General features: G+C 69.1%; 19 protein-coding genes. 8 read left to right on the top strand and 11 right to left on the bottom strand.

Features of this window, described 5'->3' with window-relative positions:
- Positions 1 to 85: 85 nt before the first annotated feature.
- Positions 86 to 1360, bottom strand: a complete 1275-nt coding sequence (locus AC5W54_RS03950; RefSeq protein WP_495960766.1) for an O-acetylhomoserine aminocarboxypropyltransferase/cysteine synthase family protein — start codon at positions 1358 to 1360, stop codon at positions 86 to 88.
- A gap of 167 nt (positions 1361 to 1527) precedes the next feature.
- Between AC5W54_RS03950 and AC5W54_RS03945 the strand changes: the two genes are divergently transcribed.
- The 6 genes from AC5W54_RS03945 to AC5W54_RS03920 all read left to right on the top strand — a co-directional run bounded on the left by AC5W54_RS03945 (position 1528) and on the right by AC5W54_RS03920 (position 10799).
- Positions 1528 to 3234: a SulP family inorganic anion transporter gene (locus AC5W54_RS03945; RefSeq protein WP_495960765.1), complete on the top strand. Its 1707-nt coding sequence runs from the start codon at positions 1528 to 1530 to the stop codon at positions 3232 to 3234.
- A gap of 328 nt (positions 3235 to 3562) precedes the next feature.
- Entirely contained in the window at positions 3563 to 4726 is a 1164-nt protein-coding gene (locus AC5W54_RS03940) for a TAXI family TRAP transporter solute-binding subunit (protein WP_495960764.1), read from the top strand.
- Between the two features lie 239 nt (positions 4727 to 4965).
- Entirely contained in the window at positions 4966 to 6990 is a 2025-nt protein-coding gene (locus AC5W54_RS03935; protein ID WP_495960763.1) for a TRAP transporter permease, read from the top strand.
- A 44-nt stretch (positions 6991 to 7034) separates the two neighbouring features.
- Positions 7035 to 8474, top strand: coding sequence for an enoyl-CoA hydratase/isomerase family protein (locus AC5W54_RS03930; RefSeq protein ID WP_495960762.1), 1440 nt, complete (start codon positions 7035 to 7037; stop codon positions 8472 to 8474).
- Complete coding sequence (locus AC5W54_RS03925; protein WP_495960761.1) at positions 8471 to 9667, top strand: acyl-CoA dehydrogenase family protein; 1197 nt, start codon at positions 8471 to 8473, stop codon at positions 9665 to 9667. Before AC5W54_RS03930 ends, AC5W54_RS03925 begins: the two co-directional genes overlap by 4 nt.
- Positions 9668 to 9677: 10 nt before the next feature.
- Positions 9678 to 10799, top strand: a complete 1122-nt coding sequence (locus AC5W54_RS03920) for an acyl-CoA dehydrogenase family protein (RefSeq protein WP_495960760.1) — start codon at positions 9678 to 9680, stop codon at positions 10797 to 10799.
- A gap of 82 nt (positions 10800 to 10881) precedes the next feature.
- On the opposite strand, the gene AC5W54_RS03915 is transcribed toward AC5W54_RS03920, so the two are convergent.
- From AC5W54_RS03915 to AC5W54_RS03890, 6 genes are all read right to left on the bottom strand, one after another.
- The gene (locus AC5W54_RS03915; RefSeq protein ID WP_495960759.1) at positions 10882 to 11823 is read right to left on the bottom strand and encodes an electron transfer flavoprotein subunit alpha/FixB family protein; all 942 of its coding nucleotides are present in this window, start codon (positions 11821 to 11823) and stop codon (positions 10882 to 10884) included.
- A gap of 14 nt (positions 11824 to 11837) precedes the next feature.
- A complete protein-coding gene (locus AC5W54_RS03910) occupies positions 11838 to 12587 on the bottom strand; it encodes an electron transfer flavoprotein subunit beta/FixA family protein (RefSeq protein WP_495960758.1) in 750 nt (249 codons plus the stop codon).
- Positions 12588 to 12694: 107 nt separating this feature from the next.
- Positions 12695 to 14089 carry a hypothetical protein gene (locus tag AC5W54_RS03905; protein WP_495960757.1) on the bottom strand — a complete coding sequence of 465 codons (1395 nt, stop codon included), beginning with the start codon at positions 14087 to 14089 and terminating at the stop codon, positions 12695 to 12697.
- Positions 14086 to 14517, bottom strand: a complete 432-nt coding sequence (locus AC5W54_RS03900) for a PaaI family thioesterase (protein WP_495960756.1) — start codon at positions 14515 to 14517, stop codon at positions 14086 to 14088. Before AC5W54_RS03900 ends, AC5W54_RS03905 begins: the two co-directional genes overlap by 4 nt.
- Positions 14514 to 16115 carry a class I adenylate-forming enzyme family protein gene (locus AC5W54_RS03895; RefSeq protein ID WP_495960755.1) on the bottom strand — a complete coding sequence of 534 codons (1602 nt, stop codon included), beginning with the start codon at positions 16113 to 16115 and terminating at the stop codon, positions 14514 to 14516. Before AC5W54_RS03895 ends, AC5W54_RS03900 begins: the two co-directional genes overlap by 4 nt.
- Entirely contained in the window at positions 16115 to 17266 is a 1152-nt protein-coding gene (locus tag AC5W54_RS03890) for an acyl-CoA dehydrogenase family protein (protein WP_495960754.1), read from the bottom strand. The genes AC5W54_RS03895 and AC5W54_RS03890 overlap by 1 nt, the downstream gene beginning before the upstream one ends.
- Positions 17267 to 17475: 209 nt before the next feature.
- Here AC5W54_RS03890 and AC5W54_RS03885 point away from each other — a divergent pair, with 209 nt between their 5' ends.
- Both AC5W54_RS03885 and AC5W54_RS03880 read left to right on the top strand, forming a co-directional pair.
- Positions 17476 to 19023 carry a 3-hydroxyacyl-CoA dehydrogenase gene (locus tag AC5W54_RS03885; RefSeq protein ID WP_495960753.1) on the top strand — a complete coding sequence of 516 codons (1548 nt, stop codon included), beginning with the start codon at positions 17476 to 17478 and terminating at the stop codon, positions 19021 to 19023.
- A 12-nt stretch (positions 19024 to 19035) separates the two neighbouring features.
- On the top strand, positions 19036 to 20244 hold the full coding sequence (locus AC5W54_RS03880) for a 3-oxoadipyl-CoA thiolase (protein ID WP_495960752.1): 1209 nt from the start codon (positions 19036 to 19038) through the stop codon (positions 20242 to 20244).
- Positions 20245 to 20358: 114 nt separating this feature from the next.
- Here the strand turns inward: AC5W54_RS03880 and AC5W54_RS03875 are convergent, their stop codons facing one another.
- From AC5W54_RS03875 to AC5W54_RS03860, 4 genes are read right to left on the bottom strand one after another with little or no spacing between them, the layout of a single operon-like run.
- Positions 20359 to 22296, bottom strand: a complete 1938-nt coding sequence (locus AC5W54_RS03875; RefSeq protein ID WP_495960751.1) for a TRAP transporter permease — start codon at positions 22294 to 22296, stop codon at positions 20359 to 20361.
- A gap of 52 nt (positions 22297 to 22348) precedes the next feature.
- A complete protein-coding gene (locus AC5W54_RS03870; RefSeq protein ID WP_495960750.1) occupies positions 22349 to 23479 on the bottom strand; it encodes a TAXI family TRAP transporter solute-binding subunit in 1131 nt (376 codons plus the stop codon).
- Positions 23480 to 23539: 60 nt separating this feature from the next.
- Positions 23540 to 24733: a CaiB/BaiF CoA transferase family protein gene (locus AC5W54_RS03865; protein WP_495960749.1), complete on the bottom strand. Its 1194-nt coding sequence runs from the start codon at positions 24731 to 24733 to the stop codon at positions 23540 to 23542.
- Complete coding sequence (locus tag AC5W54_RS03860) at positions 24726 to 26480, bottom strand: acyl-CoA dehydrogenase family protein (protein ID WP_495960748.1); 1755 nt, start codon at positions 26478 to 26480, stop codon at positions 24726 to 24728. Before AC5W54_RS03860 ends, AC5W54_RS03865 begins: the two co-directional genes overlap by 8 nt.
- Between the last annotated feature and the right edge of the window lie 25 nt (positions 26481 to 26505).

The raw sequence follows: 26505 nt of genomic DNA, 5'->3' as shown, positions 1-26505 counted from the left end.
GTATCGCCGAGCCGGCCGATAACCGCCGGCTCGGGTACCCGAAACGACAGCGCCGCTGGCGTCGGCGCTGCCGGGCGGGGAGGTTTCACGCCTGGCTGGCCGCCAGGGCCTGCTCCAGGTCCTCGAGGATGTCGTCGACGTGCTCGATGCCGATGGATAGGCGCACCATGTCCGCCGTCACCCCGGCGGACTCGAGCTCCTCGTCGTTGAGCTGGCGGTGGGTGGTGGATGCCGGGATCGACGAGCAGGTCTTGGCGTCGCCGATATTGACCAGTCGCAGGATCATGCCCAGCGCATCGTAGAAGCGGGTGCCCGCCTCCCGTCCGCCCTGGATGCCGAAGCTGAGGATGCCCGAGGCACGCCCGCCCATGTACTCGCGAGCCAGGCCGTGGTCCTTGTGGCTCGGCAGGCCGGCATACTTGACCCAGGTCACCGCGGGGTGCTCTTCCAGGTACTCCGCCACCCGCAGGGTGTTGTCACAGACCCGTTCGATGCGCAGCGACAGGGTCTCCAGGCCCTGCAGCAGGTTCCATGCCGCCTGCGCCGAGAGCGCCGCCCCCATGTTGCGCAGTGGCACCACCCGGGCGCGGCCGATGAAGGCGGCCTCGCCCAGGTCCCGTGTGTAGCAGACACCATGGTAGGAGACGTCCGGCTCGTTGAGCAGCGGGAACCGCTCGGCATGCTCGGCCCAGGGAAACTTGCCCGAGTCGATGATCACCCCGCCCACGGTGGTGCCGTGGCCGCCGATGTACTTGGTCGCGGAGTGGATCACGATGTCGGCCCCCTGCTCGATGGGGCGCCACAGGAACGGGGTGGGCACGGTGTTGTCGACGATCACCGGCACCCCGTGGCGATGGGCCACCTCGGCGAGCCTCGCCATGTCCACCACGCTGCCCGAGGGATTGCCGACACTCTCGCAGAATACTGCCTTGGTGCGTGCATCGATGAGCGACTCTATACCGGCCACGTCGTCCTTGTCGGCGAAGCGGACCTCGATCCCCTGCCGCGGCAGGGTGTGGGCGAAGAGGTTGTAGGTGCCGCCATAGAGCTCGCTGATCGAGACGATGTTGTCGCCCGCCTCGGCGATGGTCTGGATGGCATAGGTGATCGCCGCCATCCCGGAGGCCACCGCCAGGCCGGCAATGCCCCCCTCCAGGGCCGCGAGGCGCTGCTCGAGCACTGCACAGGTGGGGTTCATGATGCGCGAATAGATGTTGCCCTCGACCTTGAGGTCGAACAGGTCGGCCGCATGCTGGGCACTGTCGAAGGAGAAGGAGGTGGTCTGGTGGATCGGCACCGCCACGGCGTGCTGGTCATCGGGGGCGTAGCCGTGGTGCAGGGCAATGGTTGCGGGCTTCATGGCGCGTCCTTTTGCGATGTGATGGCGCGGAGGATCATTTCGGGAGAACCGACATGATTCACCGGAAGATGCTAACCAAGTCTCAACCCGCCCACCAATATCGTTTAGTCTGGTAGCCGTTCAGCGGCCCGCGGGGCCGGGTGTTCCTTCGACGACGACGAGACCGGATGCTCAAGCGCTATCTGCCGATCCTCACCTGGCTGCCCCACTACAACCGCCGACTCTGCGGTGCCGACCTGCTCGCCGGCATCATCGTCACTATCATGGTGATCCCCCAGTCGCTGGCCTACGCCATCCTCGCCGGCCTGCCCGCGGTGGTCGGCCTCTACGCCAGCATCCTGCCGCTGCTCGCCTACACCCTGCTCGGCACCAGCAGCACCCTGGCGGTGGGGCCGGTGGCGATCATCGCCCTGATGACCGGCGCCGCCCTGGCCGGCGTCGCCACCCCCGGTACGCCGGAGTATCTCCAGGCCGCCCTGGTGCTGTCACTGCTCTCGGGCGGCATGCTCACCCTCATGGGGCTGATGCGGATGGGCTTCTTCACCAACTTCCTGAGCCACCCGGTGATCGCTGGCTTCCTTTCCGCCTCGGGGATCCTGATCGCCGCCAGCCAGGCGGCCCACCTGCTCGGCATCGAGGCCAACGGCTATACCGTGGCCAAGCTCGGGCTGAGCCTGGCCGGCAACCTCGCCGACACCCACTGGCAGACGCTGGCCATCGGCGCCGGCAGCCTGGTCTTCCTGGTCGCGGTACGCCGGCAGGGCAAGGCGACGCTGCAACGCCTGGGGCTGCCCGAGAGCCTCGCCGCCCTGCTCGCCAAGGCTGGCCCGGTGCTCGCCGTGGTCGTCACCACCCTGCTCACCTGGCAGCTCGACCTGGCGAGCAAGGGCGTGGCGGTGGTGGGCGACCTCCCCCGGGGGCTGCCCCCGCTGACCCTGCCGGGCTTCGATGCCTCGCTGTGGCGTGCCCTGCTGGTGCCGGCGCTGCTGATCAGCCTGGTGGGCTTCGTGGAGTCGGTCTCCATGGCGCAGATGCTCGCCGCCAAGCGACGCCAACGGATCTCGCCCAACCAGGAGCTGATCGGCCTGGGCGGCGCCAACCTCGCCGCCGCCTTCTCCGCCGGCATGCCGGTGACCGGCGGGCTGTCACGCACGGTGATCAACTTCGAGGCCGGCGCCCAGACCCCCATGGCCGGCGTCTTCGCGGCCCTGGGGATCGGCCTGGTGACCCTGGCCCTGACCCCGCTGCTCCATCACCTGCCGATCGCCACCCTGGCCGCCACCATCACGGTGGCGGTCCTGACGCTGGTCGACATCCCCATGATCCGCCAGACCTGGCGCTACTCGCGCAGCGACTTCTCGGCCATGGCGGCGACCATCCTGCTGACCCTGGTGGAGGGCGTGGAGGCCGGCATCGTCGCCGGGGTGCTGCTCTCCATCGCGCTCTTCCTCTACCGCACCAGCCGGCCCCACAGCGCCCTGGTCGGCCGCATTCCCGGCACCGAGCACTTCCGCAACATCGAGCGCCACGACACCGAGACGGCCAGCCATGTTGCCCTGCTGCGCATCGACGAGAGCCTCTACTTCGCCAACGCCCGCTACCTCGAGGACACCGTCTATGCCCTGGTGGCGAGCCGCCCGGAGCTCGAGCACGTGGTGCTGATCTGCTCGGCGGTCAACCTCATCGACGCCTCGGCGCTGGAGAGCCTGGACGCCATCAACGCCCGCCTCAAGGACTCCGGCGTCACCCTGCACCTGGCCGAGGTCAAGGGCCCGGTGATGGACCAGCTGAAGAACAGCGACTTCCTCGACGACATTACCGGGCGGGTCTTTCTCAGCACCTATGCCGCCTGGAGCGAGCTCAAGCGCAGCTGAATCTCCCCCCGAAGCAGGCTGCCACGCTCGCCTCCCCGTGACGCCTGCCGCCCGCCCCATCGGCGGCACGGCACTAGACCTTGGTCGCAGTTCTCCTCGCACGACGCTCGGCTCGCCTCTCCGGCGCTCCCGGGAATCACTTCAGATTCATCGGGTTAATTCACCCGTTTCGCCTGGCAGACGGCACGCTTCCCGTGAGTCGCCGAACAGGCGTTGACACCCGCGGCTCCGCTTCCCTAGTATCGACCTGTATTCGGAACAACATACCGCATAGCAAAACACCAGATATCGAGAACAACAACCCCAGCCAAGACACAGGAGCGCCCCCATGCGTCAGCTCGCCCGACACCTCGTCATTGCCACGCTTCCGCTCTCGCTGCTCACCGCCGCCGTCGGCCAGGCCAGCGAGGAAGTGGAACTGCCGCGCACCATGGCCTGGACCGCCTACGGCACCAACTCCAGCGGCTATGCCCAGGCCGTGGCCATCGGCGGCATGCTGCAGAACCACTACGACACCTCGGTGCGCATCCTGCCCGGCGATAACGATGTCTCGCGCATGACCCCGCTCAAGCAGGGGCGCGTCGACCTCTGTGCCTGCGGCATCGCCAGCTACTACGGCGCCGAGGGCGTGATGATGTTCGCCCATCCCGACTGGGGGCCCCAGCCACTGCGGGTGATCACCACCTCCACGGCCTCCTTCGGCCTCTCGCTGGCGGTGGCAGGCGACCTGGAAGTGAAGACGCCGGCCGACCTCAAGGGCAAGCGCGTCGCCTATATCCGCGGTGACGACGCCCTGAACAAGGGCACCGAGGCCTATCTGGCCTTCGGCGGCCTGACCTGGGACGACGTCGAGCGCGTCGATTACCCCGGCTACGCCCGCTCCTTCGACGGCATCATCGCCGGCAACGTCGACGCCTCCTTCACCACCACCGTCACGCCCCCCGCCCAGCAACTCGCCAGCAGCCCGCGAGGCATCAGCTGGCCGGTGCTCGATCCCGACGACGCCGAGGGCTGGGAGCGCATGACGGCGATCGCTCCCTACTTCCGCCCCCATGAAGTCACCTCCGGCGCCGGCGGCGTCAGCGCCGACAATCCGGTGCCCAGCGCCAGCTACCCCTATCCCATCGTGGTCGCCAACCAGGACCTCGACGACAAGGTCGCCTACGGACTGATCAAGGCCCTGCAGGACAACTACGACGACTACAAGGACGCGGCGCCGGGCGCGGTGGGCTACGCCCTCGAGTACCAGGACCTGCAGTGGGTGATCCCCTTCCACGACGCCGTGGTGGACTACTACGAGGAGATCGGCGTCTGGACCGAGGAGATGCAGGCGCACCAGGAATCCCTGGTCGAGCGCCAGGCCGTGCTGCTCGAGGCCTGGAACGCCTTCCTCGACGGCGCCCCCGACGACGAGGCCGCCTTCCGCGAGGCCTGGATGACCGCACGGGCCGATGCCCTGCGTGACGCCGGTTTCGACCCCGTCTTCGAGTGACCCCTCGCCGGGGCGGCTAGGAGCCCGTCGGATTTGACCGATCGTCGCGAGAGAGCCGGATTTCGAGACAAGTTTATCGATCTGATGAGGCGAATAGCGAGCTATTTAACGAATCAGATCGAATGAAATTGGCCGGAAGACCGGATCTCGCAGTAGAACAGCGTTAAGTCCGACAGGCTCCTATGGCCGCCCCGGTTCGTCCTTCCCGACAGTACCGCTCCAACGCCCTGGACCCCGACATGACCACAGCGAACACACAAGGCGGCTCGCCGCCGCAGGTCAGGGAGAAGATCAGCCAGATTCGCCGACTCCCACCCGGCCTGGGATGGCTTCCGGGTGCCGTCACGATCGCGCTGATGCTGATGACCCTGGACTACCTGTTCAATCTCGGCTGGCTGCGCTTCGTCACGGGCCTCGAGACCCGGTTCTACTATGCGGTGGTGGCGCTGCTGCTGCCCCTGGTCTACCTGCTCTGGCCGCTCCGGGCCGGCGCACAGCACGGGCCCTTGCCCTGGCCCATTCCCTGGTACGACTACCTGCTCAGTGCCGTGACCCTGGTCGTCGGCGGCTATTTCGTCTTCCACGCCGAGTCCATCCTCGAGCGCGGCTGGGCCTTTGCCGCCCCGGACACCGCCATCTGGGCCAGCTACGCCTACTGGCTGCTGATCATCGAGGCCGCGCGTCGCGCCGGCGGCTGGCCCATCGCCGTGATCGTCACCGCCTTCTCGCTCTATCCCCTGGTCGCCGATGTCATGCCGGGGCCGATCCAGGCCTTCCCCTCCTCCCTCGAGGAGACGGCCATGTACCACACCATGAGCACCGAGAGCATCATGGGGGTGCCGCTGCAGGCCTTCGCCGGCCTGGTGATCGGCTTTCTGGTGTTCGGGGTGGTGCTGCAGAAGAGCGGCGGCGGCAAGTTCTTCATCAACCTGGCCTTCGCCCTGCTCGGCCATGTGCGGGGCGGCCCGGCCAAGGTGTCGATCTTTTCCAGCGGCCTGATGGGCTCGATGAGCGGCAGCGTGATCAGCAACGTGCTGACCACCGGCGTGCTGTCGATTCCCGCCATGCGGCGCATCGGCATGAGCCGCTCCTTCGCCGGCGGGGTCGAGGCCTGTGCCTCCACCGGCGGGGTACTGATGCCACCGGTGATGGGTGCCACGGCCTTCGTCATGGCCATGTTCCTCGACGTGCCCTACGCCGCCGTGGCCCTGGCCGCGGTGATCCCGTCCGTCCTCTACTTCCTGGGTCTGTTCATCCAGATCGACGCCTATGCCGCGCGCCACCACATCGAGGGGCTCCCGGAGGCCGAGCTGCCCTCGCTGTGGGCCACCCTCAAGGAGGGCTGGTACTTCATCTTCGTCTTCGCCTTGCTGGTATGGATGCTGCTGGTGATGCAGCGCGAGGCCGTCGCACCCTTCTACGCCACCGCCCTGCTGCTGGTGCTCAACCAGCTCTCGAAGCACAACCGCTGGAACTGGCGGGACCTCGGCGACGCCCTGTCGGGGGCGGCCAAGCTGTTCGCCGAGCTGGTCGCCATCCTCGCCGGGGTCGGCATGCTCGTCGGCGCCCTGTCGATGACCGGTCTCTCCGGCACCATCGCCAACGACTTCATCCACCTGGCGGGGGGCAGCGTGCCGCTGCTGCTGATCATGGGCGCCCTGACCAGCTTCGTGCTGGGCATCGGCATGACCGTGACCGCCGCCTACATCTTCCTGGCGGTGGCCCTGGCGCCGGCCCTGATCCAGGGCGGCGGCCTCGATCCCATGGCGGTGCACATGTTCATCCTCTACTGGGGCATGCTCAGCTTCATCACCCCGCCGGTGGCGCTGGGTGCCTTCGCCGCCGCCACCGTCGCCGGGGCGCGGCCGATGGCGACCGGCCTGCAGGCCATGCGACTGGGCAGCGTGATCTACTTCATTCCCTTCCTGTTCGTGCTCAATCCGGCGCTGATCATGCAGGGCGAGCCGCTGCAGATCCTGCTGGTGTTCGTCCAGGCACTGATCGGCATCGTGCTGTTCGCCTCGGCCATGCAGGGCTACCTGATCGGGGTCGGGCGACTGGGCCAGGGCGCGATCCAGGAAACAGCGATTCGTGGGCTGGTGCTGATCTCGGGGCTGACCCTGGCCCTGCCCGGGGGCGGCATGGTGCCGCTCGGTCAGTTCGAGCTGCTCGGCATCTCGCTGGCCGCCCTGGTGCCCGCCGTGCTGCTGGCCCGCTGGAGTCGACGCCACCCTCGCAACGGCTCGCCCCAGCCGGGCCTGTGAAGCGGCCCCGCCCCACACCATGACCATCACCTGGAGCCCATTGCATGCCAGCCTGTGTTCACTACCAGCGCCATGACGACATCGGCGTGATCCGCATCGACAATCCCCCCGTCAACGCCCTCGGCCATGCCGTGCGCAGCGGCCTTCTCGAAGCGCTCGACCAGGGCCTGGCCGATGACGGCGCACGTGCCCTGGTGCTGATGGCCGACGGCCGTACCTTCATCGCCGGCGCCGATATCCGCGAGTTCGGCCAGCCTCCCCGGCCACCGCTACTGCCGGAGGTCATCGCATGCCTCGAGGCCAGCACCAAGCCTCTGGTGGCAGTACTGCATGGCACCGCCCTGGGCGGCGGCCTCGAGGTGGCACTGGGCTGCCACTACCGTGTGGCCCTCCCGGGGACCCGGGTCGGCCTGCCCGAGGTCAAGCTCGGCCTGCTGCCCGGTGCCGGCGGGACCCAGCGGCTGCCCCGCCTGGTCGGTGTGGACAGCGCCCTGGAACTGATCACCAGCGGGCGTTTCGTGCCCGCCGACGAGGCATTGACGCTGGGCATCCTCGATGCCATCGACGCGACCGATGCCCCGCTCGAGGCCGGCCTCGGCGCCGCCCGCGCCCTCCTGGCGGGCCGGCGCACCGCCCGCCGGACCGGCGAGCTGCCCGCGCCCGCCACCGACGCCGGGGCCATCGCCCGCCATCGGGCCCGGCTCGAGGCCGAGGAGCCCGACCTGTTCTCGCCATTCCGCTGCATCGAGGCCGTCGCGGCCAGCACCGAAAGCAGCCTGGCCGAGGGGCTGCGCCGCGAGCGCGAGCTGTTCCTCGCCTGCATGGACTCCCCCCAGCGGGCCGGCCTGATCCACGCCTTCTTCGCCGCCCGCGCCCCGCACCGGGTACCCGAGGCCGGCGAGCCTCCGGCGCTGACCCGCATCGCCCTGCTCGGCGAGCATCCGCTCTTCGAGCGCCTCGAGGGCCACGCCGGACGCACCGGCATCGCGCTCACCGACCGGCCGGACGCGTCGACACAGGCCTGCCTGATCGCCCCCGGCGACGCGGCTCCCGCTTGCCCGGCGGCTTGCCTGCGTATCGCCCTGCGGCCGGCCGATGCCGACGGCCGGCCGGACGACCTGGACGCCGACCTGGTCCTGGTCACGCCGCCGCAGGGCGCGCTGGCGGAGCTGGTCGCCACTCGCGCCAGCGCCGAGCAGCAGCAGGCCGCGGCCACTGCTCTCAAGGCACTGCGACAGGGCGTCGTGGTGAGCCGCCGCGACAGCCTGCTCGCCGCGTTGTACCGGGCGGCGAACGCCTCGCCCGACGACCGGTGCGCTGCCATGGAAGCGGCCAGCCTGGTCCTCGCCGAGCAGGGGTTCTGCTACCGCACCAGCGATATCGACCTGCTGGCCGTCGAGGTCCTGGGCTACCCGCGACACCTGGGCGGTCCCCACCGCCAGGCCACTCTCGATGCATCCGCCACCCCGGAGACGTCCCCATGAACCTGACCTACAGTGCCGAGGAGCAGGCGTTCCGCCAGGAGGTACGGGACTTTCTCGCCACGTCTCTCCCCGACGACATCCGCGAACGCGTGCGCCTCGGCCGGCGGATCTCCGCCGACGACCACGTACGCTGGCAGACGATTCTCGGCGAGCGTGGCTGGCTGGCCGCCAACTGGCCCAAGGAGCATGGCGGCCCAGGCTGGGGCCCCGTGCAACGGCACATCTTCGACGAGGAGTGCGCCGCCGCCCACGCCCCGACCGTGGTGCCGTTCGGCGTCAACATGGTCGCTCCGGTGGTCATGAAATTCGGTAGCGAGGCGCAGCAGCGCCACTACCTGCCGCGCATCCTCGCCAACCGCGACTGGTGGTGCCAGGGCTACTCAGAACCCGGTGCCGGTTCCGACCTGGCCAGCCTCCAGACCCGCGCGGTGCGCGACGGTGACCACTACGTCGTCATCGGGCAGAAGACCTGGACCACCCTGGGCCAGCACGCCAACATGATGTTCTGCCTGGTGCGTACCGACCCCGACGCCAGGAAGCAGGCCGGCATCAGCTTCCTGCTGATCGACATGGCGAGTCCGGGCATCACGGTGCGCCCGATCATCACCCTGGATGGCGCCCACGAGGTCAACGAGGTCTTCCTCGACGAGGTCCGCGTGCCGGTGGCCAACCGCATCGGCGAGGAGGGCCAGGGCTGGACCTGCGCCAAGTTCCTGCTGACCCACGAACGCACCGGTATCGCCGGGCTCGGCCACGCCAAGCAGGCGCTGCGCCATCTCAAGTCGCTGGCCACCCGGATGCAGCACCGCGGCCGCCCGCTGCTCGAGCTGGCGAGCTTCCGTCAGCGGGTGGTGAAGGCCGAGCTCGAGCTGATGGCCCTGGAGGTCACCAACCTGCGGGTCATCGCCGCGGCCCGGGATGGTGGCGTACCGGGGGCGGAGAGCTCGCTGCTCAAGGTGCGCGGCTCGGAGCTGCGCCAGGAGCTCAGTGACCTGACCCGCCGCGCCCTGGGGCCGGCCGCGCTGCCCTTCTTCCCTGACTTCCTCCACGGCGACGGCGAGCTCGACGATCCGGCCCTGGCCGAGAGTGCCTCGGGCGCCGCCCAGTACTTCAACCGCCGCAAGCTCTCGATCTATGGCGGTGCCAACGAGATCCAGAAGAGCATCGTCGCCAAGACAATACTCGGCATGTAAGGAACCGCCCATGGACTTTTCCCTGACCGACGAGCAGCGCATGCTCGCCGACACCCTCGACCGCCTGATTGCCGACCGGGTCGCCCCCGATCAGCGCCGTCTCATGCTCGAGGCACCGGCCAATGAACGTTCGGCGCTGTGGCAGACCTTCGCCGAACTGGGCCTGCTGCACATGCCCTTCGCCGAGGAGGTCGGCGGCCTCGGTGGTGACGGCACCGACCTGATGCTCATCATGCAGGCGCTGGGACGCGGCCTGGTGCCCGAGGCCTACCTGTCCGGCCTGGTGCTGCCCGGCGACCTGCTGGCCCGGCTCGGCGATACCGGCCAGCGGGAGCGCTGGCTGGCCCCCCTGCTGGAAGGCGAACATCAGCTGGCGTTGGCCTGGCAGGAGAGCGACGCCCGCTACGATGTCCATGGCATCGCCACCACCGCGCGTCGGGTGGGGGATGACTGGCGCCTCGATGGCGACAAGCAACTGGTGCTCAATGCCGCCTCGGCCCTCGCCCTGCTCGTCACCGCCCGCCTCGACGACGGGCGCCTGGGGCTGTTCGTGGTCCCCGCCGACGCCGCCGGCCTGTCGCGTCGCGACTACCGCACCATCGACGATCAGTCGGCCAGCGACCTGACCCTGGACGCCGTGACGTTGCGCGACGACGCCTGTCTCGGCCTGGACGCCGTCCAGGCCCTCGATGCCACCCTGGCACTCGGCCGCGCGGCGCTGTGTGCCGAGGCGGTCGGCGCCATGGAGGTCGCCTGCGAGCAGACCCTCGCCTACCTCAAGGAGCGCCGGCAGTTCGGCACCCCCCTGTCGGCGTTCCAGAGCCTGCAGCACCGCATGGTCGACATGCACCTGCACCTCGAGCAGGCCCGCTCCATGGCGATTCTCGCCGCCACCAGCCTCGATCGCCCCGCCGCCGAACGCGACTATCGCCTCGCCGCGGCCAAGGCCTACTGCGGCGAGGCCGCCCGCTTCGTCGCCGAACAGGCCATCCAGTTGCATGGCGGCATGGGCATGACCGAAGAGTGCCATGTCTCCCACTACGCCAAGCACCTGGTGATGTTCGACCACTACCTCGGCGACAGCGACCACCACCTGGAGCATGTCAGCGACCACCTCGAGACCGCTGCCTGACGGCCCATGGTGTCGGCATCGAGAAACCGGCCCCCGCGAGGGCCGGTTTCTGTTTCTTACGTCGGGAAGATCGCGATCTTCGTTACAGCTTGCTCTCGAGTTCCGGCAGCGCCTCGAACAGATCCGCCACCAATCCATAGTCCGCGACCTGGAAGATCGGCGCCTCCTCGTCCTTGTTGATCGCCACGATCACCTTGGAGTCCTTCATCCCCGCCAGGTGCTGGATCGCCCCCGAGATACCCACGGCAATGTAGAGCTCGGGCGCGACGATCTTGCCGGTCTGGCCGACCTGCATGTCGTTGGGCACGAAGCCGGCGTCCACCGCGGCACGCGAGGCGCCGATGGCCGCGCCCAGCTTGTCGGCGATGCCCTCGAGCAGTTGGAAGTTCTCGCCGCTGCCCATGCCGCGGCCGCCGGAGATCACCACCTTGGCGGCCCCCAGCTCGGGCCGGTCGCTCTGGGCGAGCGCTTCCTCGACGAAGGTCGACTGGGTGTTCTCGGCCACGAAGTCGACCGCCTCGACAGCGGCATTGCCCCCTTCGGCCGCCACCGCATCGAAGCCGGTGGTGCGCACGGTGATCACCTTGAGCGGATCGACGCTCTGCACCGTGGCGATGGCGTTGCCGGCGTAGATCGGGCGCTGGAAGGTGTCGGCGCTCTCCACGGCGATGATCTCGGAGAGCTGCGACACGTCCTTCAGGGCGGCGAGGCGCGGCAGCACGTTCTTGCCGGTGGTGGAGGCCGCCGCGAGCACGTGGCCGTAGTCGTCGGCGAGCTCAGCGAGCAGCGCGCTCAGCGGTTCGGCCAGCTGGTGGGCGTAGACGGCGTGGTCGGCGACGCGCACGCGGCTCACACCATCGAGTTTCGCGGCGGCCTCGGCGATGGCGCCGAGGCCTTCGCCGGCCACCAGGATATCGATCTCGCCGCCGCTGTCCTTCTGGATCAGCTGCGCCGCCGCGACCACCTGGGCGGTGGCGCCGGCCAGGGCGCCGTCGTGATGTTCGGCGAGGACCAGGATGCTCATGAAATCAGCTCCTTTCAAAGCACTTTGGCTTCGTTCTTCAGTTTGTCGACGAGCTCGTCCACCGAGCCCACCTTGATGCCGCCCTGGCGCTCGGGGGGCGGCGCGACCTTGAGCAGCGTGACCTTCGCGGCCACCTCGACACCCAGCTCGGCCGGGGTCTTGACGTCGAGCGGCTTCTTCTTGGCCTTCATGATGTCGGGCAGCTTGGCGTAGCGCGGCTCGTTGAGGCGCAGGTCGGTGGTGACGATGGCGGGCAGGGTCAGCTCCACGGTCTGCAGGCCGCCGTCGATCTCGCGGGTCACCCGCGCCTTGTCGTTCTCGATGACCACCTCGGAGGCGAAGGTGCCCTGGGGCAGGCCGGTCAGGGCGGCGAGCATCTGGCCGGTCTGGTTGTTGTCGGTGTCGATGGCCTGCTTGCCGAGGATGACCAGCCCCGGTTGCTCGGCCTCCACCACCTTGGCCAGCAGCTTGGCGGCGGCCAGGGACTCGACGCGTTCGTCGGTCTCGACATGCACGGCGCGATCGGCGCCCAGCGCCAGGGCGGTGCGCAACTGCTCCTGGGCGGCCTTGGGACCGACGGTCACGGCAACCACCTCGGTGGCCACCCCCCTTTCCTTCAGGCGCACCGCCTCTTCCACGGCGATCTCGCAGAAGGGGTTCATGGCCATCTTGACGTTGGTGAGGTCGACGTCGGAGTGGTCCGGCTTGACGCGGATCTTGACGTTGTAGTCGATGACGCGTTTCACCGCGACGAGGATCTTCATGGCTGTTCTCCCATGGTTTGCTCCCTATTATTTCGCTTGTCGAAATTTGATTTCACTATAATCCATAGACGATACGAAGCCCTGCCACCGGCGTCAAGCCCGACGCCTCAGCTACCGAAGCGTGCCAGCAGGAACCAGCCGGCCAGCAGCGGGATGGCCGTGCACAGAAAGGCACCGTTCCAGCGATAGCCGATCCGGGTCGAGGGCACGCCGGTGAAGCGTGACAGGATCAGCATGGAGGCCGTCATCGGCGAGGACATCAGCGCCAGCGCCCAGCCGACCATCAGCGAGGCGCCGATCAACGGTGGCGCCAGCCCCTCGATGGCCAGGGCCGGCAGGATCCCGGCCAGCAGGGTGACGGTGACGATGGGATTGATGCCGACCTGCGCCAGCACCAGGACCAGCAGCATGGCCAGCACCGCATTCCAGCCCCCCAGGGTATCGAGGAAGGTCAACCCTGCGGCCAGGCTCGCCGTGTCCACCAGGCCCACGCAGAGGTGGCCCAGGTAGCCCGCCGCCCCCAGCACCACGATCTCGTTGCGGGTCGGCGCCAGCAGCCAGGGCAACTGGCGGTGCAGGCTGCGCCCCGCGGCAACCAGCCCCAGGCCGCCGAGACGACGCCGCTGCCAGGCCAGCCATCCGAAGGCGCCCAGCGGCGCCCCCAGCAGAGCGGCGATCGGCAGGCGCACCTCGAGCCACCCGGCGAGGCAGAACACCAGCGTCACGATGCCGGCCAGCAGCAGGGCGAACCGGGCCAGCGGCAACAGGGAAGGCGCGTCATGGCCGGAGCCGGCTGCCGCAGGGTGGGGGCCGGTGAGCCGGTCGACCAGCCAGCCGGCCAGGAAGATCAGCACCGCCGCGCCCAGCACATAGGGCGCCAGCTCGCGCCACGCCACCTCGGGCATGCTGGAGAGCACCACGGCCACGCCGATGCCCATGGGCGAGATCAGCGGTGCCAGGGAAAAGCCCCGCAACAGGGCCAGCATCATCCGTCGGCGGCGCGCCCGCTGCACCCAGGCACGCCCCTGGGCGGCGCGGAGGGTGTTGCTCTTCTCGATCATCGCGGCGAAGAGGTTGAGCACGCCGATATTGAGAATGATGCCGAACAGCGCCGCGCCCAGCGACAGCATCGGATAGCGCCGACCCGGCGGCTGCAGCAGCATGCTATGCCCGCAGCGGCGCACCAGTCGCGAGCGGTAGGCGGGCAGCCGCAACAGGCCCAGCGCCACCACGAAGGTGGCGAAGAAGGCGAAACGCCCCGCCGCTTCGAACAGCAGCCGGCCCGGCGCCTCCGCGTACCAGGCGGCGACCAGCGTCAGGCCGGCGGCGACCCAGAGCAGCCCGCGCGCCATGCCCGACAACCGCCCCCGCAGGGACATCAGGTAACCACCGAGCGCCCCGATCCCGACACACTGCGCCAGTACACTGCCCCCCACCAGGGCCGTCAGGGTGGCCAGCGTCACGACCAGCAGCAGCGATGCCCGCAGCCGGTCGGCAGTCACTCGGCCACGCCCTCCGGCGACTCGCTGCCGCCGCGGCGGCGAAACGAGCCCTCCCCCAGGGCCACCAGCCGGCCATCGCCATCGACCACTTCGCCGCTGGCCATGAAGGTCCTGCGACCTCCGCCGCGCAGCGCTCCGGTGGCGTGGAGCACTCCCTGGCGCGCCGGCCCCACGAAGGTGGTGGTCAGCGACAGCGTCATCGCCTTGCGCAGCCGATCCGAAGCCTCGCAATGCAAGCCCGAAAAGCTCATGGCCACATCCAGCAGGGTGCTGAGGACGCCGCCATGCACGATCCCGCTACGGTTGAGGTGATGTGCCTCCACCACCAGCTCGAGCGTCACCCGATCCGGCTCCCAGTCGACGACGCGAATTCCCAGAAAGTCCTGGAAACCCACCATCCGCCATGACAACGGCAAGGCATCACTCATGACGGGTCCTGCCCTTGCGCCATGTCACGCAGCCGGCCCTTGAGGATCTTGCCGCTGGCCGTGGCGGGCAGGCTATCCATCAGCACGATCCGGGTGGGCCGCTTGTAGGGCGCCAGCCGCTCGGCAATGAATGCCCCGAGCGCTGCCTCATCGAGGTCCGCGCCCGGCTCGCGCTGCACGAAGGCCACGACCTCCTCGTTGCCCGCCACCTGACGCCCCACCACGGCCGACAGCGTCACGTCGGGGTGCTCGTTGATCACCGCCTCCACGTCGGGCGGGTAGATATTGAACCCGGAGCGGATGATCAGCTCCTTGCTGCGCCCCACGATGTAGAGCTGGTCGTCCTCGTCGAAGCGCGCGATATCGCCGGTGTTGAGCCAGCCGTCGCCGCTGAGACAGGCCCGCGTGGCCTCGGGCTGGCGGAAGTAGCCCTTCATCACGTTGGGGCCGCGTACCCAGAGCTCGCCCACCTCGTCACCGTCGTCGGCGGCATCGCCGCTCGCCTCCAGCGGCTCGAGGCGATACTCCAGCAGCGGCAGCACGCGGCCCACGGTATTGCTGGCATGGCGGTCGTTGATGCGGGTCTGGCTGATGGTCGGGCTGGCCTCGGTCAGGCCGTAGCCGTTGTGCAGGGTCAGGCCGAAGACCGCCTCCACCCGCCGCTTGGTATCCCCGTCCAGGGGCGCCCCCCCCGCGGAGATGTAGATCAGCGCCGGGGCCTCGAGCTTCCGGCCCTGCCGGCGCAGGAATTCCAGGGTGCGCGCGTACATCGCCGGCACCCCCTGCAGCACGGTGATCCGCTCCTCGGCCAGGGCCTCGAGCATCGCCGAGGCCTCGAAACGCGGCACCGTGTAGAGGCAGGCGCCGTTGTAGAGGGACCCCAGGCACACCGAGGAGAGACCGAAGACGTGGGACATCGGCAACACGCCGTAGACGCGCTGCCCCTCGCCGAGGTGACGCATGCCACCGGAGATCGAGGCGATGTAGAGAATGCCGCGGTGGGTCAGCATCACGCCCTTGGGCGTGCCGGTGGTGCCTGAGGTGTAGATCATCGCCGCGACCTGCTCGGCGCCACTGGCCTCGACCGGTTCCGGCTCGCTGGCGGCCAGCGCCCCCACCCGCAGCGTCCCCAGGCCGGGATGCACCAGGCGTTCGGCGCCGTGACGGTGGCCGTGGGCCTCGGCATCGGGCGATGCCTCGCTGGTATAGAAGATGCGCCGCGGCTGGCAGTCGTCGCGGATCAGGTCGACCTCCCTGGCCGACAGGCGCGAGTTGACGATAGCCACCCAGGCATCGAGCTCGCTGGCCGCCAGCAGCAACACGACCAGGGCACGGCTGTTCTCGCCGACGGTCATCAGGCGATCACCCGGGCGAATGCCCAGCGAAGCCAGCCACGCCCGGGCCTCGCGGATCTCGCGGCCCAGCTCGGCATAGCTCCAGCGCACCTCGCCATCGACCAGTGCCGCCTGGTCGGGAATGCGCCGGGCATTGTCGAGCACCCGGGTACTCAGGCGCTCGGGCAGCTCCGCCACCAAGTCGCTTGCCAGGCGTCCGAAGATGCGCTCGTCGGGTGCCCGGCGTGTCACGGACAGGACCATCAGGACGCCTCCCGTACCATGTTGCGGGCGATCACCAGTTGCTGGATCTGGGTGGTACCCTCGTAGATGCGGAACAGCCGCACGTCGCGGTAGAAGCGCTCGACGGCGTACTCCGCCATATAGCCCGAGCCACCATGGATCTGCACCGCCCGGTCGGCCACCCGGCCGACCATCTCGGCGCAGAACAGCTTGGCGCACGACGCCAGGGTCGAGACATCCTCGCCGGCGTCCTTGCGGCGCGCCGCATCGAGCACCATGGTTCGCCCGGCGTAGGCTTCGGTCTTGCTGTCGGCGAGCATCGCCTGGATCAGCTGGTGGCTGGACAGCGGCACGCCGAACTGCCGGCGCTCCATGGCGTAGCTCAGCGACTCCTCCACCAGCCGCTCGGCGACGCCGACACAGACCGCGGAGATATGCAGGCGGCCCCGGTCGAGCACCTTCATGGCGGTCTTGAAGCCCTGCCCCTCCAGGCCGCCGATGATGTTCTCCGCCGGCACCCGACAGTCGTCGAAGATGATGTCGCAGGTATGGGCGCCCTTCTGGCCCATCTTCCTGTCGGCCGGGCCGCGCTGGAGCCCCGGGGTGTCGCCTTCGACGATGAAGGCCGAGATCCCCCCGGCGCCCTTGTCGGCCGGGTCGGTGCGCGCCATCACGGTGAACAGGTCCGCCTCGGGGCCGTTGGTGATGAAGCGCTTGGTGCCGTTGAGCACATAGTGATCGCCGTCGCGCACGGCGGTGGTGCGCAGGCTGGCGGCGTCGGAGCCGGCATCGGGCTCGGTCAGGCAGAAGGCGCTGAGGAGCTCGCCGGTCGCCAGGCGTGGCACGTAGCGGGCCTTCTGCTCCGGGGTGCCGTCGATGAGGATACCCTGGGCACCGATGCCGTTGTTGGTGCCGAAGATCGAGCGAAACGCCGGCGAGGTCTTGCCGATCGTCATCGCCACCAGCGCCTCCTCCTCCATGGTCAGCCCGAGGCCGCCATACGCTTCCGGTATCGACAGGCCGAACAGGCCCATCTCCTGCATTTCCTGGCGCAGCTCGGGCGACACGGCGTCCTCCTCGGCCAGGCGTGCCTCGTTGGGAATCAGGCGTTCACTCACGAAACGTGAAAGGGTATCGAGAAGCTGATTCAGGAGTTCCGGATCGCGAATCATGGCGTGTCCTCACGGGTGAAGTGGCAGGTGGGTCTCAGGGAGTCGGCAACGTCAGGCGCAGCGGTTCTGCATCATGGAATTGACGTTCGCATCTATTGCCAGGCACTTTTGCATAGCCTAGGATGGCAGTCAATAAACGAAATCGTGTTTTGCTTTGCGAAATACAAACGCCTACTGTCCCGATACCCGAACATGAGGAGACCCTTGCCATGTCGACCGACGCCCCCCCGGAGCCCACGCCGGCCACGCCTTTCCGTCGCCTCGGCCTCGTCGGCACCGGCGCCATGGGCCGTGGCATCGCCCAGCTGGCCGCCCAGGCCGGCCTCGAGGTCATCCTCCACGATGCCCGCACGGGTGCGGTGGATGAGGCCCGTGACTTCATCGCCGGCGTCTGGTCACGCGGGGTGGCGAAGGGGCGCCTGAGCGAGGACGCCCCGGCGCGCTACCGGGGCCGACTGCACGAGGCCGCCGATCTGGCCGACCTGGCGGGCTGTGACGTCGTGGTGGAGGCCATCGTCGAGAACCTCGAGGCCAAGCAGGACCTCTTCGCTCGCCTGGAAGCGATCCTGGGCGACGACGCCGTGCTCGCCACCAACACTTCGTCGCTGTCGGTGACGGCGATCGCCTCCGCCTGCCGGGTGCCGCAGCGGGTGATCGGCTTCCACTTCTTCAACCCCGTCCCGCTGATGAAGATCGTCGAGGTGATTCCCGGCCTGCGGACCTCGCCCGACGTCGTCGCGCGCATCGAGGCGCTGGGACAGGCCATGGGCCATTTCACCGCGCGCGCCACCGATACCCCGGGCTTCCTGGTCAACCATGCCGGGCGCGCCTTCGGCACCGAGGCCCTGAGGATTCTCGGCGAGAGCGTCACCGATCACGCCACCATCGACCGCATCCTGGTCGACCAGGGCGGGTTTCGCATGGGCCCCTTCACCCTGCTGGATCTGACCGGTCTCGATGTCTCCCACGCGGTGATGGAGTCGATCTATCACCAATACTACGAAGAGGCGCGTTTCCGGCCGTCGCCCCTGACCCGGTCGCGCCTCGCCGCCGGCCTGCTGGGCCGCAAGAGCGGCGAGGGCTTCTATCGCTACGAGGAGGGCAAGGCGCTGGTGACGGAGGAACCGGCGCCGCCGGCATCCGCCCCCCTGCCGGTGTGGATCAGCCCCGAAGACCCCGAGGCCGTCCAGGCGCTCTCGGCACTCGTCGCCGCCGCCGACTGGCCGCTGGACCGTGGCGAGCGGCCCGCTGCCGAGTCGTTGTGCCTGCTCACCCCGCTGGGCGAGGACGCCACCCAGGCCGCCCTGCGGCAGGGTCTCGAGGCCCGCCGCTGCGTGGCCGTCGACACGCTGGCCGGCCTCGACAGGCGCCGTTGCCTGATGACCACCCCGGCCACCGAGCCCCGCTTCCGGGATGCTGCCTGGGCCCTGCTCGGCCATGACGGCACGCCGGTGAGCCCGCTCCACGACAGCAACGGCTTCGTGCTCCAGCGCGTGGTCGCCTGCATCGTCAACGTCGGCGCCGAGATCGCCCAGCAGGGCGTGGCCGAACCCACCACCCTCGACCGCGCCGTGGAGCTGGGGCTGGGCTATCCCCGTGGCCCGCTGGCCATGGGCGATCACTACGGGAGCCAACGCATCCTCACGATCCTCGACAACCTCTTCGCCGCCACCCGCGATCCTCGCTATCGCCCCAGCCCCTGGCTGCGCCGCCGCGCCGCCCTGGGCCTGCCGCTGGCCACCACCGAACCGACCTGACAGGAGCGCCCCATGCAAGACGCCTATATCTACGACGGCATTCGTACCCCCTTCGGCCGCCATGGTGGCAGCCTCGCCGGTGTGCGACCCGATGACCTGCTGGGCCATGTGCTCGCGGCCCTGGTCGAGCGCAACGGCTTCGCCCCCGGCGCCTACGAGGAGGTGCTGGCCGGCTGCACCAACCAGGCCGGCGAGGATTCGCGCAACGTGGCCCGCCACGGCGCCCTGCTGGCCGGCCTGCCCGTCGAGGTCGCCGGACAGACCGTCAATCGCCTGTGCGGCAGCGGCCTGGCCGCGGTGATCGACGCCGCCCGCGCTACCCGCCTCGGCGAGGGCGAGCTGTTCCTCGCCGGCGGGGTGGAGTCGATGTCGCGGGCGCCCTATGTGCTGGGCAAGGCCGACGCCGCCTTCGCCCGCAACCAGCCGCTGTATGACACCGTGATCGGCTCGCGCTTCCCCAACCCCTGGATCGCCAAGGCGTTCGGCAGCCACAGCATGCCGGAAACGGCCGACAACGTGGCCCACGACCTGGGCCTGGGCCGCGACCAGAGCGACGCCTTCGCGGCCCGCTCCCAGGCCCGCTACGACGATGCCCTGGCCCGCGGCTTCTACGCTGACGAGATCCTCGGCATCGAGGTGCCCCAGGGGCGCAAGCAGCCCCCGCTGCTGGTCGACAGGGACGAGCACCCGCGGCCCGGCACCGACGCCACCAAGCTGGCCAAGCTCAACCCGCTGTTCGAGGACGGCGTGGTCACCGCCGGCAACGCCTCGGGCCTCAACGACGGCGCCGCCGCCCTGGTCGTCGGCAGCCACGCCGCCGGCGAGCGGGCCGGGGTCCGGCCGCGGGCACGGATCCTGGCCGGCGCGGTGGCCGGCGTGGCGCCGCGGGTCATGGGCCTGGGACCGGTACCCGCCTCGCAGAAGGTGCTGGCGCGGGCCGGGCTGACGCTCGACCAGATGGATGTGATCGAGATCAACGAGGCCTTTGCCGTCCAGGTGCTGGGCTGCATCCACCAGCTCGGGCTGTCCGCCGACGACTCGCGCCTGAATGCCAACGGCGGCGCCATCGCCATCGGCCATCCCCTGGGCGCCTCCGGGGCTCGCCTGGCGCTCACCGCCCTGCGCCAGCTCGAGGCCAGCGGCGGCCGATACGCCCTGGTGACCATGTGCATCGGCGTGGGCCAGGGCATCGCCGCCATCCTCGAGCGGCTGGACGACTGATCCCGACGACGAGCCGGCCGGGCGTCTCGACACCAGGAACACCGAATGAAGCCGCCGCCCCTCTCGGGGCGGCGGCTTCTTTCCGGCCTGCACTTTCCGCTCCCGGGGGCGCCATCAGCGACCTTCGACCTGGCCCTCGAGCCGGTCGCGGGGGCGGGCCGCGGTCGGCCGGCGCCAGGCACCGCGATGGGCCAGGTAGCAGAGCCCCAGCAGCGTCAGCCCGACCGCGTCACTGCGCCACTCGGGGTAGATCAGCAGTGCCGCCGGCACCAGCAAGACCAGGCGAGTCACAGGCTTGATACAGCCGACCCGATACAGGTAGCCCTCCATGGCCGAGGCCACCAGCCAGATGGCGGTGATGGCGGTGAGCGACGACAGCAGTATGCGATCCAGGGGTCCCTGCAGGATCAGCGCCGGGTTGAGCACGAACAGGAACGGCAGCACGAAGAGCACCCCGCCCAGGCGCACGGCATGCAGGCTGGTGCGGGTATTGCTGGCCCCCGCCACGCCCGCGGCGGTGATCGCTGCCAGGGCCACCGGCGGGGTGATGTAGGAGAGCATGCCCCAGTAGAGGATGAACAGGTGGCTGCCCAGGGGGTCGAGCCCCGCCGCCACCAGCGCAGGCGCCAGCAGGATCGACAGGAAGATATAGCAGGCACTCACCGTCATGCCCATGCCCAGCACGAAGCTGGTCACCGCGCCCGCAGCCAGCATCAGCGGAATGCTGCCACCGGCATAGAGCAGCAGTTCCCGGGAGAAGGAACCGGCGACCCCGGTATAGGAGAGGCCACCCACCACCAGGCCGATGCCCGCCAGGATCGCCACCAGATTGCCGATGTTGTGGGCGAGCCGGTAGATGAAGTCGAGCCCCTTGCGGACACTCAGGCGCTGCTGGCGTCGGAACAGCGAGATCACCAGCAGCACCAGGGTGGCGTAATAGGGAGCATGGCTCTCCAGGCGCATCACCAGCAGCATGTAGATCAGCACCGCCAGGCTCAGCAGGTAGGGCCAGCCGGACTTCAGGGTCTCCAGTACCCGGGGGATTTCCGCGGGCCGCATTCCCTTGAGCCCCTGACGGGCCGCATAGTGATCGACCTGCAGCAACAGCGCCAGATAGAAGAGAATGGCCGGCAGCAGTGCCGCCATCATCACCTCGGCATAGCTCACCCCCAGGAAGGAGGCCATGATGAAGGCCACCGCGCCCATCACCGGCGGCATCAGGGTGCCCCCGGTGGAGGAGCAGGCCTCCACGGCGGCGGCATACTCGGAGGAGTAGCCGCTACGCTTCATGGCCGGAATGGTGATCGTGCCGGTCGTCAGGATATTGGAGACCGCACTGCCCGAGAGGCTGCCCATGAAGGCACTCGAGATCACCGCCACCTTGGCCGGGCCGCCGCGACTCCGGCCCATCAGGGCGGTGGCGAAGTTCATGAAGAACTCGCCGCCGCCGGTGACGGTCAGGGCGATGCCGAACACCACGAAACCGATGATCAGGTTGGCCACCACCTGCATGGGCACGCCGATGATGCTCTCGGCGCCCATCACATGGGCACGGATCGTCTCGTCCAGGGCGAAGGGGTTGCTCCACAGGAACCCCGGCATATGGCCGGCGTAGAGGGGATAGAGACCGAACACCAGGGCCACAGCGAAGATCGCCCAGCCGCCGCAGCGCCTGACCCCTTCCAGCACCAGCAACAGCGTCAGTGAGGCGACGAGGGTGGCCTCGATCGGGGCGAAGAACTCCCAGCCCTCCTGGGTCATGCGCAGGCCGTTGACACCCAGGTAGATGGCGCAGCCCAGGGCGGTTGTGGCGAGCCCCCAGTCGTACCAGGGCAGGCGACGGGCATCGGCGGCCCGGGCGGGAAAGCAGAGCAGCGCCGCGGCGAGGAAGATGCCGATCAGATAGTAGAGGAATGCATTGCCGATCGGGTAGAAACCGAACAGCTTCAGGGCGAAGGTCTGGTTGATGGCCATCAGCAGGCCGGTGAGGCCCAGGGCCATCACCACCCCCCGAGACAAGCCGCGCAACCGCAGGTTACTGATATCGCTCATGGTCATGACCCTTGAAGAGGAAGGGCCGGGCGGCAGGCGCCCGGCCATGGCATCACTGCAGTTCCGTCAGTGCCTGCTGGCGGTGCTCGTTCCACAGTGCGGCAAAGGCTTCGTCGTCCAGGTCATCGCCCTCCACCCGGGCCTGCGACCAGGCCTCGCTCAAGGCCTCCAGCCTGGCCAGGCGAGCATCGTTCCAGGCCTGCATCTCCTCGTTCCAGATACCCTGCTCCTCCAGGTAGCGCACCGCGCCGGGATGGAAGGGAATGTCGATGGGCGGCGCTCCGGCATCGGTGATGGTCCAACGATGGATCGCCGAGGTGGCATCCTTGTAGAGGTCGTAGGTCTCGTCCAGAGCCTTGATGAACGCATACACCTCGTCATCGCTCTTGTTGCCCAGGGCCACGATGATCGGGTAGCGATAGGCCAGCATGTTCGCCGGCGACGCTTCCGAGAGCCCCGCACCGATGGTCTCCTGGAAAGGCTGGAACACTGGCGCCACCCGATTCATACGCTGCCAGCCCTGTTCGTCGTCCGCCGGGATATCGACCCAGCGGATGCCGCGGGAGGACTCTTCCAGCTCATAGAGCTGACTGGCGGTGGTGGTGGTACAGGCGGCATCCGCCTGGTTCTGGACCAGGGAGCTCATGGCGGCTCCATGGGTGGGGAACATCACCGCCTCGACGTCTTCTCGGGTGAGACCACCAAAGGCGAGGATGGCGTCGCACTTGACGTTCACCGAGGGGTTGCCGGCCACATAGGCGACCCGCTTGTCACGCAGGTCTTCCAGGGTGTGGATGTCGGCATCAGCCGCCGTGGGCACCCCGAAGGTGGAGGGGCGTCCGGCCACGGCGCGCAGGTCCTGGGGCCCCCAGCGCCGCTCGGCGAAGTCGTGGATGCCTTCCGAGGCGAAGAAGGATTCGGTGGCCAGGTAGGCGTAGTCGGCACGTCCAGCCAGCAGCGGCTGCAGGCGGCCGATGGCCGAGCCGGCGGGCTGGATGCGCACCCGGGTGCCAAACTCCTTGCCGAAGGCATCGGCAATGGCAGAGGCCTCGGAGTGGCCCTGGGAGCCCACGTCGTAGGCGGTCCAGGTCATGGTGTCGGGCAGGCCCTCGGCCTGGGCGTTGCCGCCCAGGGCGATCAGGGAGGCCAGGGCGATGCTTGCCGGGAGTGTCTTGTAGTTCATGTTGTATTCCTCTCGCGGGGTCATTGTTGGTGATGGTTTGCCTTCCGGCCGGACCGGCCGTCAGGCATGGGGTTCGGGTAGCACGCCGCTCTCGCGCAGACCGGCCAATTCCGCCGCGGAGAGGCCGAGCTCGCCGGCGATCTCCTCGGTATGCTCGGCGAAGCGCGGGGGCGAGCGCCGATAGGTGCAGGGCGTGCGTCCCAGCTTGACCGGCGAACCGGTACCCCGGTACTCGCCGATGCTCACGATCATCTCGCGGTGCGCGGTGTGCGGATGGGCCAGCACCTCCGAGGTCTCCAGCACCGGGCCGCAGGGCACGCCCGCCCGGATCAGCCGCTCGGCCAGAGCGTCGCCCGGCTGGTCGGCCATGGTCGCCTCCAGCGCCTCGCGCAGGGCCTCGCGGTGCCCCAGGCGCGCCCCGTTGTCGGCGAAGCGGGGATCTGCGAGCAGCTCGGGGCAGCCCAGTTCCTCGCACAGCCTGGTGAACTGGCCGTTGTTGCCCACCGACAGGAAGAGCGGCTGGGTGGCGGTGTGGTAGACCTCGTAGGGCGCGATGTTGGGATGGGCATTGCCGGTGCGCCGCGGTGCCGGCCCCCCATAGAAGACGTTGGGGAAATGCGGGTGCATCAGCGACAGGCCGGAATCGAACAGCGCCGCCTCGACGAACTGCCCCCGCCCGCTGCGCTGGCGCTCCTGGAGCGCCAGGGTGATGCCGATCACCGCGTTCAGCCCGGTGACGATGTCGACGATGGGCAGGCCGACCCGCAGCGGATCGCCGTCCGCCTCGCCGTTGACGCTCATTAGCCCGGCCATGGCCTGGATCACCGCATCGTAGCCCGGCAGGCCGCCCAGGGGGCCGTCGGCGCCGAAGCCGCTGATCCGACAATGGATCAGCCGCGGGAAGCGGGCCTCGAGGATGTCGTAGCCCAGCCCCCACTTCTCAAGGGTCCCCGGCTTGAAGTTCTCCACCAGCACGTCCGCCTCCTCGAGCAGGCGCAGCAGCACCTCCTTGCCCGCCGCCTGGCGCAGGTCCAGCGCCATGCCGCGCTTGCTGCGGTTGAGGCCATGGAAGTAGGAGGCCGCGTCCCCGGCGAAGGGGGGCCCCCAGCCGCGGGTCTCGTCGCCGCCGGGTGGCTCGACCTTGATCACGTCGGCGCCGTGGTCGCCCAGCACCTGGGTGCAGTAGGGCCCGCCCAGCACCCGGCTGAGGTCGACGACCCGGATCCCCTGCAGTGCGCCACCCTGTTCACTCATGGTCGCCTCCCACCGCAGACGCAGACGGCCTCAGGCCGGCCGCCTGCTCGCGGGACAGCGGAGTCTCCTCGAGAAGCGCGGCGAGCAGCGCGGGGGCGGGCGCCTCGCTCACCGCCAGGGGGTCGGCGGGCAGCAGCTTGTGGCGTACCACCAGGTGCGCCAGGGCCAGGCGGCGCCAGTCGTCGCCGAGCTGACTGGCCTCCCAGGCGAGGAAGACCGCCGACACCAGGTGATAGAGGCTGCTGGCGATGCGCCGCACCTCGGCCTCGTTGTCCGGCGAGTCGGCCACCCGCTCGGCGGTGGCCACGCCCTTCGCCAACAGGGTCGTGAAGACCGCGCGCTCCCGCTCGGTCAGCGCCGCCTCCTCCAGCAACCGCTGCAGGTAGTCCCGCAGCACCGGCAGGGTCCGCTCGCGGCGAATGGCACGGAACACGTCCAGGGCCACGATGTTGCTGGTGCCTTCCCATATCGACCCCAGGTGGGCATCCCGCAGTACCCGGGCATCCGACCACTCCTCGATGTAGCCGCATCCGCCGCGCACCTCCATGCCGTCGCCGGCGACCTGACGGGCGTCGCGGGTGGTGCGAAACTTGATCAGGGGCGTCAGGATGCGCAGCAGCTTGGCCGCCTCGGGGTCGCCGGCGTCGGCCCGGCGCAGGCAGTCGGCGGTATGGAAGACCATGCTGCGGCCCTGCTCGGCGGGGAGCATCATCTTGATCAGCTGGCGCTGCATCAGCGGCATCTCGATCAGTCGCCGGCCGAAGGCCTCGCGGTGGCGGGCGATGAACAACGCCTCGTTGAGCGAACGGCGCATCAGGCCGGCGGAGCGCACCCCGTTGGACAGCCGCGACATGTTGATCATGTCGGTCATGTGCTTGAAGCCCTTGCCGGGCTCGCCGACCACATGGGCCTCGGCGCCTTCCATGACGATCTCCCCGCTGGCCATGGAACGGGTGCCCAGCTTGTCCTTGAGGCGCAGGATCCGGTAGTGGTTGAGGCTGCCGTCCTCCCGGTGGCGCGGCAGCAGGAAGAGCGTCAGGCCCTTGGTGCCGGCCTCCCCGCCCTCGGGACGCGCCAGCACCATGGCCAGCCCGGCGTCGGGGTTGGAGCAGAACCACTTGTCGCCATACAGCCGCCAGACGCCGTCCTCGTAGCGGGCCTCGGTGGTGATGGCACCCACGTCGGAGCCGGCATCCTGCTCGGTCATGAACATGGCGCCCTGGTACTGGACCTCGGGATCCTGGGAGGTGAGACGATCGAGGAAGCGCTCGACCAGCGCCGGGTCACCGAACTTGCGCAGGGTACGGGTCAGCGCATCGGTCATGCTCAGCGGGCAGCAGAGGCCGAATTCCGCCTGGACGAAGAGATAGGTCAGGCCGTACTTGACGATGGGCGGCATCGGCTCCGGCCAGCCCAGTACCCCGGCCCGATGGGACATCGCCGCCAGGCCGAAGTGGGAGTAGGCATAGTACTCGAGGCGACGGTAGGAGGGATGCTTGTGGATGCGCTGGGCATCGGCGCCGTTGCGGTGGCGGAGTTCCAGGGTCGGCGGGTTCTTGTCGGCCTCCAGCGCCAGGGTCTCCAGTTCGCCGCCGGCCAGTTCGCCCATCTGCACGAAGTGCGGCTCGACCTGATCGCGCAGTGCCGACGGCAGGTAGAGGTCCAGCAGGCGCGAGAAGCCGGGGTCGCTGCGGTAGGCGTTGTGGCCCCAGGCGTCGGGAATGTTGCGGTGGTTGGGCTCGGACACGGTATTGTTCTCCTTCTGGCTCTCG

It is taken from the genome of Halomonas sp. LMYGS-3 (assembly GCF_059509875.1).
The sequence above is the reverse complement of the archived record's forward strand: the minus strand, read 5'-3'. Positions and strand labels throughout refer to the sequence as shown.